This is a genomic window from Nocardia sp. NBC_01499, assembly GCF_045040275.1.
GTDB lineage: Bacteria > Actinomycetota > Actinomycetes > Mycobacteriales > Mycobacteriaceae > Nocardia.
This window is the reverse complement of sequence record NZ_CP109426.1, coordinates 8,690,486-8,709,318: the sequence shown is the minus strand read 5'-3', so window position 1 is coordinate 8,709,318 and position 18,833 is coordinate 8,690,486. Positions and strand designations below refer to the sequence as shown.

The 18,833-nt window shown below is 66.1% G+C and carries 17 protein-coding genes and 1 tRNA gene; 13 read left to right on the top strand and 5 right to left on the bottom strand.

The window, feature by feature from the left end; genetic code table 11:
- Positions 1 to 43 precede the first annotated feature (43 nt).
- The gene (gene treZ / locus OG203_RS39665) at positions 44 to 1,768 is read right to left on the bottom strand and encodes a malto-oligosyltrehalose trehalohydrolase (RefSeq protein ID WP_405162325.1); all 1,725 of its coding nucleotides are present in this window, start codon (positions 1,766 to 1,768) and stop codon (positions 44 to 46) included.
- A gap of 244 nt (positions 1,769 to 2,012) precedes the next feature.
- Between treZ and OG203_RS39660 the strand changes: the two genes are divergently transcribed.
- On the top strand, positions 2,013 to 2,630 hold the full coding sequence (locus OG203_RS39660) for a class I SAM-dependent methyltransferase (RefSeq protein WP_405162324.1): 618 nt from the start codon (positions 2,013 to 2,015) through the stop codon (positions 2,628 to 2,630).
- 86 nt (positions 2,631 to 2,716) lie between these two features.
- On the opposite strand, the gene OG203_RS39655 is transcribed toward OG203_RS39660, so the two are convergent.
- Positions 2,717 to 3,040, bottom strand: coding sequence for a type II toxin-antitoxin system PemK/MazF family toxin (locus OG203_RS39655; protein WP_405162323.1), 324 nt, complete (start codon positions 3,038 to 3,040; stop codon positions 2,717 to 2,719).
- A complete protein-coding gene (locus OG203_RS39650; protein WP_405162322.1) occupies positions 3,037 to 3,354 on the bottom strand; it encodes a hypothetical protein in 318 nt (105 codons plus the stop codon). The genes OG203_RS39655 and OG203_RS39650 overlap by 4 nt, the downstream gene beginning before the upstream one ends.
- Before the next feature lie 148 nt (positions 3,355 to 3,502).
- Here OG203_RS39650 and OG203_RS39645 point away from each other — a divergent pair, with 148 nt between their 5' ends.
- The 3 genes from OG203_RS39645 (at position 3,503) to OG203_RS39635 (ending at position 5,795) form a co-directional block, all read left to right on the top strand.
- On the top strand, positions 3,503 to 4,039 hold the full coding sequence (locus tag OG203_RS39645) for a TetR/AcrR family transcriptional regulator (RefSeq protein WP_405162321.1): 537 nt from the start codon (positions 3,503 to 3,505) through the stop codon (positions 4,037 to 4,039).
- 78 nt (positions 4,040 to 4,117) lie between these two features.
- Positions 4,118 to 5,305, top strand: coding sequence for a Cmx/CmrA family chloramphenicol efflux MFS transporter (locus OG203_RS39640; protein ID WP_405162320.1), 1,188 nt, complete (start codon positions 4,118 to 4,120; stop codon positions 5,303 to 5,305).
- Positions 5,306 to 5,713: 408 nt separating this feature from the next.
- Positions 5,714 to 5,795, top strand: a tRNA-Val gene (locus tag OG203_RS39635).
- A gap of 20 nt (positions 5,796 to 5,815) precedes the next feature.
- Here OG203_RS39635 and dnaE read toward each other — a convergent pair.
- Together dnaE and OG203_RS39625 are read right to left on the bottom strand one after the other, a co-directional pair.
- Positions 5,816 to 9,364 (bottom strand): DNA polymerase III subunit alpha, encoded by a 3,549-nt coding sequence (gene dnaE, locus OG203_RS39630; protein WP_405162319.1) that lies wholly within the window; start codon positions 9,362 to 9,364, stop codon positions 5,816 to 5,818.
- 258 nt (positions 9,365 to 9,622) lie between these two features.
- On the bottom strand, positions 9,623 to 10,015 hold the full coding sequence (locus OG203_RS39625; RefSeq protein ID WP_405162318.1) for a DUF3052 domain-containing protein: 393 nt from the start codon (positions 10,013 to 10,015) through the stop codon (positions 9,623 to 9,625).
- A gap of 122 nt (positions 10,016 to 10,137) precedes the next feature.
- Here OG203_RS39625 and OG203_RS39620 point away from each other — a divergent pair, with 122 nt between their 5' ends.
- The 9 genes from OG203_RS39620 (at position 10,138) to OG203_RS39580 (ending at position 18,715) form a co-directional block, all read left to right on the top strand.
- The gene (locus OG203_RS39620) at positions 10,138 to 10,587 is read left to right on the top strand and encodes a hypothetical protein (RefSeq protein WP_405162317.1); all 450 of its coding nucleotides are present in this window, start codon (positions 10,138 to 10,140) and stop codon (positions 10,585 to 10,587) included.
- Positions 10,588 to 10,940: 353 nt separating this feature from the next.
- On the top strand, positions 10,941 to 12,140 hold the full coding sequence (locus OG203_RS39615) for a sensor histidine kinase (protein WP_405162316.1): 1,200 nt from the start codon (positions 10,941 to 10,943) through the stop codon (positions 12,138 to 12,140).
- A gap of 39 nt (positions 12,141 to 12,179) precedes the next feature.
- The gene (locus OG203_RS39610) at positions 12,180 to 12,977 is read left to right on the top strand and encodes a LytR/AlgR family response regulator transcription factor (RefSeq protein ID WP_405162315.1); all 798 of its coding nucleotides are present in this window, start codon (positions 12,180 to 12,182) and stop codon (positions 12,975 to 12,977) included.
- Positions 12,974 to 13,342 carry a hypothetical protein gene (locus OG203_RS39605; RefSeq protein WP_405162314.1) on the top strand — a complete coding sequence of 123 codons (369 nt, stop codon included), beginning with the start codon at positions 12,974 to 12,976 and terminating at the stop codon, positions 13,340 to 13,342. Before OG203_RS39610 ends, OG203_RS39605 begins: the two co-directional genes overlap by 4 nt.
- Before the next feature lie 240 nt (positions 13,343 to 13,582).
- A complete protein-coding gene (locus OG203_RS39600; protein WP_405162313.1) occupies positions 13,583 to 15,337 on the top strand; it encodes a cation acetate symporter in 1,755 nt (584 codons plus the stop codon).
- Between the two features lie 150 nt (positions 15,338 to 15,487).
- On the top strand, positions 15,488 to 15,844 hold the full coding sequence (locus tag OG203_RS39595; protein ID WP_405162312.1) for a DUF485 domain-containing protein: 357 nt from the start codon (positions 15,488 to 15,490) through the stop codon (positions 15,842 to 15,844).
- On the top strand, positions 15,841 to 17,478 hold the full coding sequence (locus OG203_RS39590; RefSeq protein WP_405162311.1) for a cation acetate symporter: 1,638 nt from the start codon (positions 15,841 to 15,843) through the stop codon (positions 17,476 to 17,478). The genes OG203_RS39595 and OG203_RS39590 overlap by 4 nt, the downstream gene beginning before the upstream one ends.
- A gap of 8 nt (positions 17,479 to 17,486) precedes the next feature.
- On the top strand, positions 17,487 to 17,669 hold the full coding sequence (locus OG203_RS39585; RefSeq protein ID WP_405168208.1) for a hypothetical protein: 183 nt from the start codon (positions 17,487 to 17,489) through the stop codon (positions 17,667 to 17,669).
- A gap of 110 nt (positions 17,670 to 17,779) precedes the next feature.
- Positions 17,780 to 18,715 (top strand): alpha/beta hydrolase family esterase, encoded by a 936-nt coding sequence (locus OG203_RS39580; RefSeq protein ID WP_405162310.1) that lies wholly within the window; start codon positions 17,780 to 17,782, stop codon positions 18,713 to 18,715.
- The last annotated feature ends 118 nt before the right edge of the window (positions 18,716 to 18,833 follow it).

Below are 18,833 nucleotides of genomic sequence, written 5' to 3'. Positions count from 1 at the left end.
GGGTGCGTAGGTGCGGAATGTGGTCGGCTGTCCGCCTGATCAGTTACCTGTCCACGAGGACCGCGAACGAGTGTGCGGGAATCGTTGTCGCCGAGGGGCCTTCGGTCGGCGGTTCCCACGACAGCAGCGAGAATCCGGTGACCGGCACGGTGACCTGGTCCTCGGACAGGTTGCACACCAACTTGAGTGGACCACGATGCACGACGATCCAGCGCGCGGTTTCGTCGTAGTCGACCGAGATGTGGGTCAGCCATGGGTCGGTGAGCTCGGGCCGCTCCCGGCGCAGGGCAAGCAGCTTGCGGTAACAAGAAAGTAGCCGGATGTGCCGGGATTCCTCGAGTTCGGCCCAGTTCAGCTTCGAACGCTGGAACGTCGACGGGTCCTGCGGGTCGGGGACCTCGTCGGTGCGCCAGCCGTGTTCGGCGAATTCGGCCTTGCGGCCGTCGGCGGTGGCGGCCGCGATCACCGGGTCGGTGTGCGAGGTGAAGAACAGGAACGGGGTGTGCGCGCCCCACTCCTCGCCCATGAACAGCATCGGGGTGTAGGGCGAGCACAGCACCAGTGCGGCTTTGATCGCGAGTTGGCCGTCGGTGAGGTAGGCGCTCGGTCGGTCGCCGATGGCGCGGTTGCCGATCTGATCGTGGTTGCAGGTGTAGGCGAGTAGCGCGCTGGCCGGGATCACCGTGGTGTCGATCGGGCGGCCGTGCGTGCGGCCGCGGAAGCTGGAAAACGTTGCGGCGTGGAAGAATCCGTGCGTCACCGTGTGGGCCAGGCAGCGCAGCGAGCCGAAATCGGCGTAGTAGCCCTGTCGTTCACCGGAGACCGCGGTGTGGATCGCGTGGTGCAGGTCGTCGTTCCACTGCCCGGTCAGCCCGTAACCGCCCGCGGCGCGCGGGGTGATCAGGGTGGGGTCGTTGAGGTCGCTCTCCGCGATCAGCGTGAGTGGCCTGCGCACGTGTGCCGCGAGACGCGTTGTCTCGGTGGCGAGTTCGGCGAGTACGTGCGTCGCGGTCCGGTCGACCAGCGCGTGCACGGCGTCGAGCCGTAGCGCGTCGATGTGGAAGTCGCGCAGCCAGCGCAAGGCGTTGCCGATGATGTGCCCGCGTACCTCATCCGAGTCGGGTCCGTCCAGGTTGAGGCTCTGCCCCCACGTGTTGCGCCCGTCGGTGAGGTAGGGCGCGAAGCGCGGCAGGTAGTTCCCCGAGGGCCCGAGATGGTTATAGACAACGTCAAGCGCGACCGCCAACCCCTTGCCGTGGCAGGCGTCCACAAACCGTTGCAACCCGTCGGGCCCGCCGTACGGTTCGTGCACCGCATACCAGAGCACCCCGTCGTAACCCCAGTTGTGCGAGCCATCGAACGCGTTGACCGGCATCAACTCCACCACGGTCACTCCGAGGTCGACCAGATGCTCGAGCCGTTCGATCGCCGAGTCGAATGTCCCGTCCGGCGTGAAGGTGCCGACGTGCATTTCGTAGAACACCGCCCCAGCCAACGGCCGCCCGGTCCATCCGGCGTCCGTCCACACCGACTGATCAAGGCTGTGCACCGCCGACCGCCCATGCACCCCGTCTGGCTGCCGAGCCGACCGCGGGTCGGGCAATACCGTCGGATCATCATCGAGCAAATACCCGTACCGCGCCCCATTCAGGGCATCCACCTCAGCCCGCCACCACCCACCCCCACCCCGGCTCATCGAGTGAATCGCACCATCCACGTCCACCTGCACCCGCTCCACCCGCGGCGCCCACACCTCGAACAAGGTCACCCCGCCAGCATTCCACGACGCCGCCGCCCTCGCCCGCGTTGATCTAGGTCCTGTGTCGAAGTCCGGACGGATGCATCCGGGGGCTGGATCGTCGCCTGGCAAGGCGGAGGAGTCGCCGATACCTGGTCTGTATCGGCGGCGACAACGCGGCCAGGCGGCGATCCAGCCCCCGGAGGCGCCGGATGGGACTTCGACACAGGGCCTAGTTGTGGCGCGCGCGGGTGGGTCCTGGGAGAGTGGGCTCGTGGGCTTTTATGGAGATCGGGTTGTGCCGCGGATCGTCGATGTCGCGTGTGGGATGCGGTTCAATGAGCCGTTGCGGGAGCGGGTGTGTGGTGGGCTGCGGGGGCAGGTTGTGGAGATCGGGTTCGGGTCGGGGTTGAATGTGCCGTTTTATCCGGAGTCGGTGGATAAGGTCAGTGCGGTTGAACCGGCCGATCTCGGGTGGAAGCTGGCGAGCGAGCGGGTTGCCGGGTCGAAGGTTCCGATCGAGCGAGCGGGTCTGGATGGGCAGTCACTTCCTTTCTCGGACAACACTTTCGATTCCGCCGTGTCCACCTGGACCCTGTGCACCATCCCGGACGTCGTGACCGCGCTGGCCGAAGTTCGCCGAGTACTCAACCCCGGCGGCACTCTGCACTTCGTCGAGCACGGCCTCGCCCCGGATCCCAAGGTCCAGGTGTGGCAAAACCGCCTGAATCCGCTGCAAAAAACCTTCTGCGGCGGCTGCAACCTGAACCGCGACATCCGCGGCCTCCTGACCACAGCGGGCTTCGATATCCAAGACATCGACATCTTCTACACCGAAGACGCCCCCCGCTTCCTCGCCGCCCAATCCCTCGGCGTCGCCGTCTCCCCCTAACCGCAACCCCCTTTGTAACTCGATCTATCAAATACCCGAAGCTGGTTCGCAATTCGAAGGCCCGCGTTGTACGGCAGAACTGCGGGTCATGGAATGGCTAGCACCAGCTTCAACGCCGTGTTGACCGCCATGATGGTGGCTGGGCTTACCGTGCCGAGGAGCGCTGTGAGCTCGTCGCGATGCAATTGCTGCAGGTCATCGGCAACGATATGACCGACCATCGGATCGTCGGTTGACAACGGGACCACGGTCGGCAAGCTCGCATACTTATCAGTCGTCGTAATACGGGCCGCCAGCAGATAGGGCAGCTGCCGATTTCGGCGGTTGTTGGAAACGATCAACCACGGTTTGGGCCCGTGGCCAGTGTCGGCACGGTAGATCTGGCCACGGGTAGGCGCGACGAGTGTCATCCGGGCATCACCTGATCGACTTCGTCGGCATACCTGCGCCTCCGTGCCCGAGCTTCGTCTTCGTCGTGGATCTCCGGCCAAATCTCGGCGAGCTGTTGATAGCCCTCATCCAGCGCTTGGTCGATCAGCACCTGTGCGCCGATCGACATCAGCACTCGAATCACGGTCGCTTCGGAGGCGTCGGGAGTGAGGGAGTAGCCGAGGTGGGCGGCGATGGATTCGAACAGCACCCACTCGGCTCCCTTACGGTCACCGAGCGTCGCCAGGGTGCGTTCCTCCCGCTCGGTCAGTGTCAGGGTGGTTCGTCTGGTCATGCATCAGATCTTACATCGATATCGATGCGCTATCCAGCATCAGTTTGTGATGCGCTTGCTCGCATCACCTGTTTTGCAACGTTCAGTTCAAAACCGTGATAGCGTCGTTCGCGTGGCACGACCGAGGCAGTTCGACGAGGAGCGGGCGGTGGATGCCGCGATGCGGGCGTTCTGGATCGCGGGCTACGAGGCGACCTCGACCCAGGATCTGTGTGACGCGACGGGGCTGGGGCGCAGCAGCATCTACAACACCTTCACGAGCAAGCATGATCTGTTCGAGCGGGCGCTACGGCGGTACATGGCGACGAAGAATGCCGCCACCTTCGCGATGCTCGACGGCGACGGGTCCACGAAGGAGAAGATGCGGGAGATCCTGTGGCGGGTCGTGCACGCGCCGGAGGACGATCCACTGGGCTGCCTGGTCGTCAATTCGACGATCGAGCTCGCACCACGCGATCCGGAAGTGGCTGCGGCACTGCGCGACGATCAGGAACTGCGGTTGTCCGCGCTGACGGCGGTGCTCGAAAGCGGCAGGCGCGCAGGGGAAATCGATAAAACCAAGGATGCCCGCGAGCTGGCACACTTCATCAACGCCACCATTGCGGGGATGCGCGTGGCGGCACGCGGCGGCGTTGGACAGGACGCATTGGAAGCCATCGCCGCGACCGCACTGAACGCCCTCTGACCTCACTCCCCCATGACAAAAGTCCCTTTTTCATGTGCCAATTTTGAACTGAATGATCCAAAACAAGAGAGGTACTCGATGCCGTTCGCCGTCTACATCTTGGGCTTGTCCATCTTCGCCCAGGGCACCTCGGAGATGATGCTCTCCGGCCTGCTCACCGAGCTGTCCACCGACCTCGGTGTCACCATTCCGCAAGCGGGACTGCTGATTTCGGCGTTCGCACTTGGCATGCTGGTCGGCGCGCCGGTACTCGCCGTCGCCACGCTGCGGCTGCCGCGGCGCAGTGCGCTGCTCGCGTTTCTCGCGGTGTTCGTCGGCGCTCATGTGGTCGGCGCGTTGACCTCGGACTACGGGGTGCTGTTCGCGACAAGGGCGGTCGGCGCGTTCGTGTACGCCGGATTCTGGTCGGTCGCGGCAACCACCGCCATCGGCCTGGTGCCCGCGAACGCGCGCGGCAAAGCGATGAGCATCGTCGCGGGCGGCCTCACCATCGCCACCGTCATCGGCCTGCCCGCGGGCACCGTGATCGGCCAGCACCTCGGCTGGCGCGCGGCATTCTGGGCGGTCGCGATCATGTCCGTGCTTGCCATGATCGGGGTGCTCGCGAAGATCCCGGCCGGTCGCGCGGAAACCGAGCCTGACTTACGAAAAGAACTGCGCAGCATGGTCAATCCCCGGCTGTGGCTCTCCTACAGCACCACCGCGCTCTCCATCGCCGCCCTGATGGTCACCTTCGCCTACCTCGGTGCGCTGCTGTCGCGGACGACCGGTCTGTCCGACGGCTGGATCCCGATCGTGCTCATGGTGTACGGCGTCGGCAGCTTCCTCGGCATCATCGTCGGCGGCCGCACCGCCGACGCCCACCCGACCCGCACCCTGTACGTGGGCATCATCGGCCTGATCATCACATCGGCCCTGCTCGCGTTCACCGCCGAGCACACCGCCCCCGTCGTCGTACTCACCTTCCTGCTCGGCGCCTTCGGTTTCGGCACCAACCCCACCCTCAACAGCCGAGTCTTCAACCTCGCCCCCGACGGCCCAACCCTGGCCCCCGCCTTCAACGTCTCCTCGTTCAACATCGGCATCACCGTCGGCCCCTGGCTCGGCGGCCTGGCCATCGGCGCCGGCCTCGGTTACGCCTCAGTCGCCTGGATCGGCGCCGCGATCGGCATCGCCGCCCTATCCACGGTCACCTGCGAACAACTCCTGAACCGCCACCCCACCCCCGCCCCAACCCTCAACAACCAGCCAGAACTAATCCACTGACCCCTACCCGCAACCGCTCCCAGCAAATCCGCACCCGGGCGGATCCCAAGCCCGGGTGCGGATCCGGCTGATCAGCAACACGATTCAAGATCATGGGGAACTGATGGCGGCAAAGTTCGAGAGACCCCCGCCGCCAGTTCCCCATGATCTTGAACGACGCCCATCAGCAACCGTGGCCAGCCTACGAGCGTCGGCCCGAAGCTCCTGAAACGCCACCACACACGCTGGAACATGCGCCCGCGGGCCTGACCGATGACTCAAGCCGGGTACGGCGCACGACGCGCCCAGCACTGCTAGGAAAATCACCGGTAGGCGGACCTAGCCGGAGATTTTCGCGTCAACCACCCCAACCGCAGTATGTTCCACGAAGCGCCCAACCCCCACCGCCCCGACTCGCATACTGAAATCGGAAGCGTGCCTGACTGGAAAAGGGGCCAGCATTGACACTGGCTGGGCATTGCCCATGCAGGTTCGAATCCTGTCGCTTCCGCGGACCACCGGACCTGGCGGTCAGACCGCCAGGCAGCCGGGCCCGAGTAGCGCTTTCAAGTCACCCATCAGCGCCGACGACGGCGTAACGCGCAGGCTGTCATCGAGTTTCAGCAGTGTCGTCTTCTCCCGCGCACCCACGTGCCGCACGTGCACGTCGGCGGTGCCCGGATGCCGGGACAGGATCCGTTTGAACTCCCCGATCTTGTCCGGGGTACACATCCGGGTCGACATGACCACCGCGAGCGGCTTGGCGACACCGATGGACGACAGGTCCGGCACGGCAAGGTCGTTGGCGATCAACGAGATCCGGTCGTCGCGCACCGACACGCGGGCCTTCACCAGCACCACCGCGTCCTCGACAACGTCCATCCCGTACACCGAGTACGCCTGCGGGAAGAACAGCACCTCGATACCACCGGCCAGGTCTTCCAGCTGCGCCGAGGCCCACGCGAGGCCGTTCTTGTTGATCCGCCGGTTCACCGAGGCGAGAATGCCGCCGACGGTCACCTGGGTGCCGTCCTTGATGTCACCTTCGAGGATCCCCGGAATCTGCGTATCCGATTGTGCCGCAAGGACATGCTCGACACCGTTGAGCGGATGCCCGGACACGTACAGGCCGAGCATCTCGCGCTCGAGCGCGAGCTTGTGCTTGGACTCCCACTCGTCGTCGGGCACCTTCACGTTGAACACCGACGACACCGACTCGTCCGCGTCCACCCCGCCGAACAGGTCGAACTGCCCGATCGCCTCGGCCTTCTTGGTGGACATCACCGCGTCGATGGCGTCGGAGTGGATCAGCAGCAGCCCCTTGCGCGGATGCTCAAGCGAGTCGAATCCGCCTGCCTTGATGAGGGATTCGGTGACCTTCTTGGTGCAGGCGACCGCGTCGATCTTGTTCAGATAGTCGGAGAAGTCGGTGAACTTCGACTTCTCCTTGCGCGCGGCGATGATCGAGGACACCACGTTCGCGCCGACATTGCGCACCGCGCCCAACCCGAACCGGATGTCCTTGCCGACCGAGGCGAAGTTCAGCTCGGATTCGTTGACGTCCGGCGGCAGCACGGTGATGCCGAGGCGGCGGCAGTCCGACAGGTAGACCGCGGCCTTGTCCTTGTCGTCACCGACGGAGGTGAGCAGTCCGGCCATGTATTCGCCGGGATAGTTGGCCTTGAGGTAGGCGGTCCAGAACGAGACGAGACCGTAGCCGGCGGCGTGCGACTTGTTGAACGCGTAACCGGCGAACGGAAGGATGGTGTCCCACAGTGCTTTCACCGCGGCCTCGGAGAACCCGTTGGCGGTCATGCCCGCGTGGAAGCCCTTGTATTCGGCTTCCAGGACTTCCAGCTTCTTCTTACCCATGGCCTTACGCAGCGCGTCGGCCTTACCCATCGAGTAGGAGGCGACCTTCTGCGCGATGAACATGATCTGCTCTTGGTAGACGATCAGGCCGTAAGTCTCCGAGAGGATGTCCTTGAGCGGTTCCTCGAGCTCGGGATGGATCGGCGAGATCGGCTGCCGGTTGTTCTTGCGGTCGGCGTAGTCGTTGTGCGCGTTCATGCCCATCGGGCCTGGCCGGTACAGCGCGAGCACCGCGACGATGTCGTTGAAACCGGTCGGTTGCATGCGGCGCAGCAGGTCGCGCATGGGGCCACCGTCGAGCTGGAAGACGCCGAGAGTGTCACCGCGCGACAGCAATTCGTAGGTGGCGGGGTCGTCCAATGGCAGCGTGTCGAGGTCGAGGTCGATGCCGCGGTTGGCCTTGATGTTCTCCATCGCGTCACCGATGACGGTGAGGTTGCGCAGACCGAGGAAGTCCATCTTCAGCAGGCCGATGGCCTCACACGACGGGTAGTCCCAGCCGGTGATGATGGCGCCGTCCTGGGCCCGCTTCCACACCGGGATGGTGTCGGTCAGCGGCTCGGAGGACATGATCACCGCGCAGGCGTGCACGCCCGCGTTGCGGATCAGGCCCTCGAGTCCGCGGGCGGTCTCGTAGATCTTCGCGACATCGGGGTTGCTGCCGATGAGTTCGCGGACCTCGGCGGCTTCCTTGTACCGCTCGTGGTCGGGGTCGGTGATGCCGGCCACCGAGATGTCCTTGGCCATGATCGGCGGCGGCAGCGCCTTCGAGATCTGGTCGGCGATGGCGAAACCGGGCTGACCGAACAGCACGCGCGCCGAGTCCTTGATCGCCGCTTTGGTCTTGATGGTGCCGAAGGTGATCACCTGGGCCACCCGGTCGGTGCCCCACTTCTCGGTGGCATAGCGGACCATCTCACCGCGGCGGCGATCGTCGAAGTCGATATCGATATCGGGCGCGGACGGGCGTTCCGGGTTCAGGAACCGCTCGAACAGCAGGCCGTGCGGGATCGGGTCGATATTGGTGATGCCGAGCGCGTAGGCGACCAGCGAACCGGCCGCCGAACCACGGCCGGGGCCGACCCGGATGCCGACCTCTTTCGCGTGCGAGACGAGGTCGCCGACGACGAGAAAGTAGGCGGGGAAGCCCTTCTGCTTGATGACGTCGAGCTCGAAGTAGGCGCGGGTGTAGTAGTCGTCCGGCACACCGTCCGGGAATCGGCGCGCGAGACCGAGGTCGACTTCCTTGCGCAGGAACGAGTTCTGGTCGTCGCCCTCGGGCACCGGGAACACCGGCATCCGGTCCTTGAACGCCCACACGTCGTCATAGGACTGCACGCGCTCGCCGATGAGCACGGTGTTGTCGCAGGCGCCGGGCACTTCGGCGTCCCACAGCTCGCGCATCTCCTCGGCGGACTTCAGGTAGTAGCCGTCGCCGTCGAACTTGAACCGGGTGGGGTCACTGAGCGTTTTGCCGGTCTGAATGCACAGCAGCGCTTCGTGATTGGTCGACTGGTCCTTGGTGACGTAGTGGCAGTCGTTGGTCGCGATCGGCGGGATGTCGAGCTTCTTGCTGATCTCGAGCAGACCTTCACGCACCCGGCGTTCGATGGAAAGCCCGTGGTCCATGATCTCCAGGAAGAAGTTCTCCTTGCCGAAGATCTCCTGCCACTTGGCAGCCGCCTCGAGCGCCTCGCGATCGTGGCCGAGGCGCAGTCGCGTCTGCACCTCACCCGACGGGCAGCCGGTGGTCGCGATGATCCCCTCGGCGTACTGGGCGATGATTTCCTCGTCCATACGCGCCCACTTGCCGAGCTGCCCCTCCAGCGACGCCAGTGACGACAGCTTGAACAGGTTGCGCAGCCCGGTCGCGTTCTCGGCGACCATGGTCATGTGGGTGTAGGCGCCGGAGCCGGAGACGTCGTCGCCCTTCTGGCTCGGATCGCCCCACAGCACACGCTTGGTGTCGAACCGCGAGGCGGGCGCGATGTAGGCCTCGATGCCGATGATCGGCTTGATGCCAGCCTTCTTCGCCGAGTTGTAGAACTCGGAGGCGCCATACATGTTGCCGTGGTCGGTCATCCCCACCGCGTTCATTCCCAAGCGTTTCGCCTCGGCGAACAGGGGCGAAATCTTAGCCGCACCGTCGAGCATGGAGTATTCGGTGTGGTTGTGCAGGTGAACGAACGATCCGGACGAGGCGGCCAAGACGGTCCTTCCTCCCAAGGTCTCGACGGGGGTTGGCCTAGCGATTCTAGGCACGTCGGTATGACAATTTTTCCGAGGCGCGCGGCGCGCTTCGAGACGTCCCAGGAGGGTCCGGCGTGTCGGTGTCGAAGATCACCGGCGCGTCTGGCGAGTCGCCCTAGAGATGTCTGATTTCCGCGAGTGACGTCTGGCGCGGAACGGTTGACCCTACTCTGGCCGCGCCGAGCGACGCGCGGCAGTCGCCAGCGACACACACGGTCAAGTTTTCTTCCGCCAGACGAATTTCAGTCCGGACCAATCGTTGTCGAATGCGGCGACCTTCAGATCCACGACGCCGATCGGCAGCAACAGCTCTCGAAGGTCGTTCTCGGCGATGTCGCTGGCGTGTCCGCCCGCCTTGCGCGGCCAGGCGATCCACAGCATGCTGCCGCGCGGTAGGTGGGCCGCCAGGTTCGGCGCCTCGTCGGCCAGGTCGGCATGCGTGCGATAGAAGGCGAGCAGCACATCGGGAGTTCCGGCACTGACGACCTCGACATCGGCTGGAAGTTCGGGAATCTGCCAGCCCGGCGGACAGTGCCGCAGCACGACCCGATGGCCGGGCTTGATGCCCAATTTCTTGGCCAACGGCGTTCCGGAGTAACCGGCTGTCATCGCTCAACTCTAGGCGGCTGCCCCTGGAATCGAGGGCACCGAATCGGGGATATCGGGCCCGCGAAAGGGGCATAGTCGGAGATACGACAGACGCGAGTGTTCCCAAACCTGCCGAGGTGTTGATGAATTCGCTCAGAGCACTGTTCGCCATTCCCGCCGTACCCGCCGTCGCCGTGGCAGCCATGGTCGCCACTTCGGCGCCTGCCACAGCCCAAATCGTCGACCAGTTCGACAGTTTCTACTCGCTCACCGACGGACTCTGTGTCGCGCAGGTCAGCTCCGCCGTCACGAGCAACGCCTATCCGGAGCACGCGGCGTTCAGCGTGGCGACCACCATGGTCGGCGTCGGCGACTGCACTCTGCCCCTCACCCTGAACTGGCGCAATGTCGAAACCGGCGAAACAGGCGCCTTCACGGTGACCGCGCACGGGCCCGGATACTGGGGCAACAGCGGCTACTCCGCCCTGTTCCACCCGGGCATCGGCCACTTCACCGGCACCATGACCGTCGGCGCGGCACACACCCCCGAGCCCGGCTCGGTCGATTTCACGGTCGACCACTACCAGGGATAAGCGGACCTCCAAGTTCACTTCGGTCGAGAGATCGTCACCCAGACCGGTGCGCGTCTCATCCGTGTACCTCCACCCACGCACGGACTTTCAGCCACGCGGGATCGCCCAACCACCCACGGCCTCCAGCTATGCGTGGGCGCCACGCACGGACCTCCCCTACTGGCCAGTCTCAGGCGGCGCTCGACAGGCTGCGCTCGCTCCTTACTGGCTCCGCCAATGACCCCGGCGGTCCGGTCCCACGCCAAGTCTGGGGCTACTCCCCTCATCGCACGGCGAATCCACTGACGCGCGGCGAGTGAACGCGATAATCAGCGCATGAATGCGCTGCCGGTGTGCTGGTTTCCGGGACCACGATGACGACTACCGTTGTCGCCTTGGTTGTCTCGGCGGCGTTGATCGCGGGGGCATTGGTCATTTGGCCGCGGACTCGCCGGGTGGTGACCACGCCTGCCGAGCGGGCGGTGCATTCGGCGCTGCATACGGCTTCGCTGGCGGCTATTCCGTTGCGGCGCGGGCTTACCGCGCGGTCGGCGCAGGAGTCCGCTCCGCATCTGCGGGTGCTCACCGGGGCCGAGGCGCTGGGCGTTGCCGATCCGGACGGCACGCTGCTTGCCTGGGATGGGCCGCATGCCGAACTCGCGGAGCACTTCACCGAGGCGGCCAAGCGGGCCGTCGCGGGTGAGCGGCCGGTGCTGGTCGCCGGGCCTGGCAGTGGTGAGCATGCGGGGCGCACGCTGATTGCTCAGCCGCTGTTGATCGACAGCACCGGGGTGGCCGGGGCGATCGGCGTGGTTACCAGCGGTCAGCCGGGGCCCGGGTGGCTCGGCGCGGTGGCCGAGGTGGCTCGATATGCCTGCGGCCAGCTGGAATTGGCCGAGCTCGACGCCTCGCGGGCCCGCCTCGACCGCGCCGAGGTACGGGCGTTGCGCGCCCAGATCAGCCCGCATTTCATCTACAACGCGCTCAACACCATCGCCTCGTTCGTGCGCACCGACCCGGATCGGGCCCGCGAACTGATCCTCGAATTCGCCGACTTCACCCGCTACTCGTTCCGCGCCGCGGGCGAATTCACCGTGCTGGCCGACGAATTGCGCAATATCGAGCGCTACCTCGCCCTGGAGCGCGCCCGCTTCGGCGACGCCCTGGACGTGCGCCTGCAGATCGCGCCGGAGGTCCTCGGCGTCGTGCTGCCGTTCCTCGCGCTGCAACCCCTGGTGGAAAACGCGGTCCGGCACAGCCTCGCCGGCGCCACCCGTGGCGGCACCGTGAGCATCACCGCCACCGACGCGGGCACCGACTGCCTGATCAGCGTCGAAGACGACGGCGTCGGCATGGACCCAGAACTACTCCGCTCCGGCGCCCTCGACGCCATCGAAACCGGAAGCGGCCCAGCAAGTTCCGGCGAGTCAGCGCACGTCGGCCTCGCCAACGTCGACGACCGCCTGCGCGCCGCCTTCGGCAACGACTACGGACTCGTCGTCGAAACCGCCCCCGGCGCGGGCACCAAGGTCTCCCTCCGCGTCCCCAAATTCCGCGCGGGCATCCAGGCGTGAGCTCACGGCTCGGCGGTGAATGCTTACGATGGAGCGATTGTGACGCGGACCACCGGTAGCGCGGGCGGTGCCTTGCGGGTGCTGGCCGTTGATGATGAGCAGCCTGCTCTGGATGAGCTGGTGTATCTGTTGCGCGCGCAGCCCGGGGTCGGGGAGATCCATGCTGCGGCTGACGCGACCACGGCGCTGCGGGTGTTGCGGGCGCATCCGGTCGATGCGGTGTTTCTGGATATCAATATGCCCGGGCTGGATGGGATGGAGTTGGCGGGGATTCTGTCGGAATTCGCGAGTCCGCCCGCGGTGGTTTTCGTGACCGCACACGATGATCGGGCGGTGGCGGCCTTCGACCTCGGCGCGGTGGACTACCTGCTGAAGCCGTTGCGCGAGGCGCGACTTGCCGAGGCGGTCCGCCGGATCGTCGCTACTCGCGCCACACCGGCTCCCGTTGTCGATGGGCCGCGGGCGGATCCGAGTGAGGTCATTCCGGTTGAGCTAGGTGGCGTGACCACGCTGGTGTCCCGGGCGAGCGTCAGCTGGGTGGAGGCGGACGGCGACTACGCGCGGCTGCACACCAGCGGTGGATCGCACCTGGTGCGGATTCCGTTGTCCGCGTTGGAGTCCCGGTGGCAGGGCGCGGGATTCCTCCGGGTGCACCGGTCTTACCTGGTCGCGCTGCGGCTGGTGACGGGCCTGCGCACGGTCGGTACCGGCACGGTGGTGTGCCTGCGCGCCGACGGTAATGCCGCGGCGGTGGAATTGCCGGTCAGCCGCCGACAGGTGCGCGAGCTGAAACAGCGTCTGGTGCACGGACCCCGGCAGCAGTGGACCGGCCAGTGACCGGACCGCAGCACCGTCCGGCCAGGCAGCGCGTGGTGCTGTCGGAGCGGCGTGGCGCGCGGCGGGTGCGCACGCGGAGGGAGGTGGTCGAGCAGACCGAGATCGGCGAGGCGTTGATCGGCGGGCTGATCCGCGCTCAGCTCGGGCTCGCGCTGCGGCTTGGATTGGTGATGGTCGTCGTATTGTGCTCGCTGCCTGTCCTTTTCGGGATCGGCTCGGTGGGCTCCGTGATCGTGTTCGGCATCCGCCTGCCGTGGCTCCTACTCGGCGTCGTGGTCTACCCACTGCTGTATCTCGTCGGACGGCTGTACGTCCGCTTGGCCGAGCGCAACGAGCAGGACTTCCTCGACCTGGCCGAGGATTGACGTGCGCGCCTGCGCTGCAACAGAAGCCACTGTGGACCCACCGCCGTACGCGCCACGCACCTTGGTCGTCGCACCCCGCAGTGATCCCGCGGCCGCCACCATCGCTCGCCGCAGGTCGTCTTGCCTACCGCGCGCGGTTTCCCTCGCCCCGCACAGAACATCCACACGCAGGAGGCCAAACGGTGCGCCGCGTGGTGCCGGGTCCAGGGTCGCGCTGGCGACATGCTGGGGAGGCGCTCGGTGACCGCGGGGTCGGTGCCGGTGTTGACGGTGCTCGCCGTGCTGCTCGCCGCGACGGCCACCGTCGCGATCGGTGCGTACGGAGTTCGCTTGGCGCGCACCACGTCTGACTTCCTCGTTGCCTCACGCAGTGTCAGGTCCGGGTGGAACGCGGCCGCTATCTCTGGCGAGTACCTTTCGGCCGCTTCGTTTCTGGGCGTTGCCGGATTGATCGCGAAGTACGGTGCGGATGCGCTGTGGTATCCGGTGGGTTTCACCGCAGGATACCTTTCGCTGTTGCTTTTCGTCGCGGCGCCGCTGCGGCGGTCCGGCGCCTATACGGTGCCCGACTTCGCCGAATTCCGTTTGGGCTCGGTGCGATTGCGCAGGCTGGCCGCGACCGTGGTGGTGGTTGTGTGCGCGGTGTATCTGATTCCGCAGTTCCAAGGGGCCGGGCTGACGTTGCATACGCTGCTCGGCGTGCCCGAATGGGTGGGGGCGGCGGCGGTGGGGACCATCGTGATCGCGAATGTGGCTGGCGGCGGGATGCGGTCGATCACGCTGGTCCAGGCCTTCCAGTACTGGCTGAAGTTGACGGCGGTGGCGATTCCGGCGCTGGTACTGCTCGGCCATTTCCTCGCTGAGGACCAGCAACTCGGCGCGCCAGCTCCCCCGGTGGTCAGCGAGCGCACGGTGGTGGACATTCGCACCGACGTGGTGGTGCAGGTCGCTGCGGCACAACAGGTTTCGATCACCGGCACGCTCGACGACCAGTCGGTGAACGGTCACGTGCTGCTTACCCCTGGCCCGCACGAGCTGTCCGCGGGCACCGAGCTGACGCTGGCGGCGGGCGCCACGGTGCCGGTGGTGGCCGGTGCACCCGCGGACGGCGCGGGCTGGCTGGAGCCCGGCGGCGGCTTCGGCGGCGCGCATCCGACGTATCAGGTGTATTCGCTGATCATCGCGACCTTCCTTGGCACCATGGGATTGCCGCATGTGCTGGTGCGCTTTTATACGAACCCGGACGGCCGGGCCGCGCGCGCGACGGCGGTGGCGGTGATCGGACTTGTCGGGCTGTTCTACCTATTCCCCGTGCTGCTAGGGGCTTTCGCGCGACTGTATGTGCCGCAGCTGTTGATCACCGGGACCTCCGATGCCGCGGTGGTGCTGCTGCCCGGTTCGGTGGTCGGCGGACTACCGGGGCAATTGCTGGCCGCGCTGGTGGCGGCCGGCGCGATCGCGGCGTTCCTTTCCACCTCGTCGGGATTGCTGGTGAGCATCGCGGGCGTGCTGAGTACCGACATGCTGCGTGGGCGGATTCGCGATTTCCGGGCGGCGGCCTTGGTGGCTGGTGTTGTGCCGCTTGCCCTTTCGCTCACAGTGGCCTCGCTCGATCTGTCGCGCACGGTCGGTCTCGCGTTCTCGGTGGCCGCCTCGACCCTGTGCCCGCTGCTGGTCCTCGGCATCTGGTGGCGCGGACTCACCGCGGCGGGCGCGGCGGCCGGGCTGATCGCCGGTGGACTGGTGGCCGGTGGGGCGACGGTGGTCTCGGTGACCGGTGGGCTGTCCGACGAGGTCGCGGGCGGGTGGCCCGCCGCGCTGCTCGGCTATCCGGCAGCGATCAGTGTTCCGCTGGCGTTCGCGGCAATGCTGCTGGTCAGCAAGGTGACTCAGGGCCCTGGCACGCGACGGGTCGGCCGCGTGTTCGTCCGCATGCACGCGCCCGAGCGGCTCGGCATGGGCGCCGACCGCGAACGCGACCTGCACTCGAACTGAGAGCTACCCTCGACCGTTCGTCGCGTCGAAGCAACCGTTCACCGCACAATCGGCCACCTTCCCGGAGTGACCCACGCCACATCATCATTTCCTCATGCGGCCATGGCTACGGTGCTGAGCAAGTAAGCCATGTCACAAGCTAGGACGACCATGACAAGTACAGAACTCGACGGCACCGCCCCACGGCGCACGCCGAGTGCAGCCGAATTCATCGAAGTACAGGCCAGCCCGGACTTTCAAGAGTTACGAACCCGCCTGCGCCGCTTCGTATTTCCGATGACCGCACTGTTCCTGCTGTGGTATCTCAGCTATGTGGTGCTCGGCGCCTACGCGCACGACTTCATGGCGCACAAGGTCTTCGGCAACATCAACCTCGGATTGCTGCTCGGCCTCGGGCAATTCGTCTCCACCTTCGCCATCACCGCGCTCTACGTCCGATTCGCCAACCGGGAACTGGATCCGCGCGCGGCGGCCATCCGCGGCAAGCTCGAGGGAGGCCAGGCGTGAATCACGTCAGCACCTACGCCGCAGGCGCGACCGTCGGCAACCCGACGGCCAATATCGCCATCTTCGCGGTCTTCGTCGCGATCACCATGGTCGTCGTCATCCGGGCCAGCCGCAACAATGCCACCGCCGCCGACTTCTTCACCGGCGGGCGCGGCTTCTCCGGCCCGCAGAACGGCATCGCCATCGCGGGCGACTATCTTTCCGCCGCAAGCTTTCTCGGCATCGCGGGTGCCATCGCCGTATACGGCTACGACGGTTTCCTGTACTCCATCGGGTTCCTGGTCGCGTGGCTCGTCGCGCTGCTGCTTGTCGCCGAAATGCTCAGGAACACCGGCAAATTCACCATGGCCGATGTGCTGAGCTTCCGGCTCAAGCAAGGCCCCGTGCGCACTGCCGCGGCATTGACCACCCTCGCGGTGTCGCTGTTCTATCTGCTCGCGCAGATGGCCGGTGCCGGTGGCCTGGTCGCGCTGCTGCTCGACATCTCCGACAAGACCGGGCAGTCCATCGTCATCGCCGTGGTCGGCGTGCTGATGATCGTGTATGTGCTGGTCGGCGGCATGAAGGGCACCACGTGGGTGCAGATCATCAAGGCCGTGCTGCTGATCGTCGGCGCGGCGCTGATGACGGTCATGGTGTTCGCCAAGTTCGGCTTCAACCTGTCCGACATTCTCGGCTCGGCCCAGGAGCACGTGTCCGGTGCGAAGACCAAGGGTGTTGCCGCCCGTGACGTGCTCGCGCCCGGCGCGCAGTACGGCGGCAACTCCACCTCGAAACTGAACTTCCTGTCTCTCGGTTTGGCGCTGGTGCTCGGCACCGCGGGTCTCCCGCACGTGCTGATGCGCTTCTACACCGTGCCGACCGCGAAGGAGGCGCGCCGATCAGTCGTATGGGCGATCGGACTGATCGGCGCGTTCTACCTGTTCACCCTGGTGCTCGGCTATGGTGCGGCCGCGATCGTCGGACCGGACCGGATCCTCGCCGCGGCGGGCGGACAGAACTCCGCGGCACCGCTGCTCGCGTTCGAGCTCGGCGGCGTAGTCCTGCTCGGTGTCATCTCCGCGGTCGCGTTCGCCACCATCCTCGCGGTGGTCGCCGGGCTCACCATCACCGCGGCGACCTCGTTCGCGCACGACATCTACGCCGGAGTCATCAAGCGCGGCAAGGTCGATGACGCCAAGCAGGTGCGGGTGTCCCGAATCACCGCGGTGGTGATCGGCGCGATCGCGATCGGCCTCGGCATCCTCGCCAACGGGCAGAACATCGCGTTCCTCGTCGCGCTGGCGTTCGCGGTGGCGGCGGCGGCGAACCTGCCGACGATCCTGTACTCGCTGTTCTGGAAACGGTTCAACACCACCGGCGCGCTGTTCAGCATGTACGGCGGTCTGATATCGACCATCGTGCTGATCGTGTTCTCCCCCGCCGTTTCCGGCACTCCGACCTCGATGCTGCCCGGTTCCGATTTCGACTGGTTCCCGCTGTCGAACCCCGGAATCGTTTCCATCCCACTGGCTTTCGTGCTCGGCGTGGTCGGGACCTTCCTCGGCAAGGCCGACGAGAACCCGGCCAAGGCCGCCGAGATGGAGGTCCGTTCGCTCACCGGTGTCGGCGCCGAAAGAGCAGTGGTGCATTGAGAAATCGCGTGACCACCGATACCACCTGGTGGCAGACCGAGACCGGCGTCATCATGATCTCCCCGCTGCCCGGTGTCACCGCGACCAAGCCGGGTGCGGCGATGGGCGCGCTGCCCGGTATCTCGGCGAAGGTGGTCGACGAGCTGAAAGCCGCGGTGTCGCACGAGATCAGCCCCATCGCCCGCGGGTAGCCCCCGCACCGCGACGGACCCGGCCACCCGTAATGGCGATGAGGGGACGGGTCCGTCGCCCAGGGAATCTAGGGCATGTGCGAAGTTCGGCGGGTGGTTACGCTCACGGTGTGCGAGTCACCGTGCTTCGCCTCTTCGCCGTCTTCCTGCTGTTCGCCGCCTGTCTGCTGTCCGGCGCGCCGGGGGCGCAAGCTCAGATCGACAAGCGCTGCTTCACGAATGGCGCGGGTACCCGCTGTTACTACCTGCATGTGCCGCCCGGCGCGGCCGCGGGTAAGCCGCTGATGGTGTACCTGCACGGCTGCGACGATCCGATCGACCATCCGCAGCCGACCGGCTTCTCGCTCACCCGGGTCGCCGACGAAATGGGTTTCGTGCTCGCCTATCCGCTGCAGGATCCGGCGGCGAACAAGGAACTGTGCTGGAACTGGGACAAACCCGGGAATCAGCGACGCGGCGAGGGCGAGCCGTCCATCATCGCGGGCATCACCACCGCGCTGATCGATGAGTTCCACCTCGATCGCTCCCGCGTCTACCTCGGCGGATACTCCGCAGGCGGCGCGACAACCACCATCCTCGGCGCCACCTACCCCGACCTCTACGCGGCGATCGCCCCCATGGCGGGCGCACCGTACCTCACTCAGCCAGACGGCCAGGTCATCATCGACGCGATGGGCCCGCGCGCCCGCCCGATGCCGACCTACTTCCTGCAAACCCTTTTCGACGAGATCAGCAACATCGTGATCGGCCGAGCCAACCTCGCCCAGTGGCGCGCCGCCGACAACCTCGCCGATCCCGGTTCGGCACCGTCGATTCCGACCGATCTACAGGTCCTCGCCCTCGGCCCTGGCGTACCGATCCCCCTCACCATCGAGCACTACGCCAGCCCCCGCGGCTGCGAACTCGCCCAATTCACCACACCCCTACTCGCCGAACACGCAATCGGCGCGGCCCTGGTACAGCAGGATCACGGCATCGAAATCCAACGCAACCTGATGCGCTTCCTCCTGGCCCACCACCTGACACCCCCAAACCAATCCTGCTGAATTCCCCAGCCCCCCACACAACTTCAAATCCCAAGGTTTCCCAACCAATCACCAACGGGTAACCCCATAACGGCAGACCCTGCCACCGCAACGTTGAGGGGGGCCGGGTCTGCCGCCA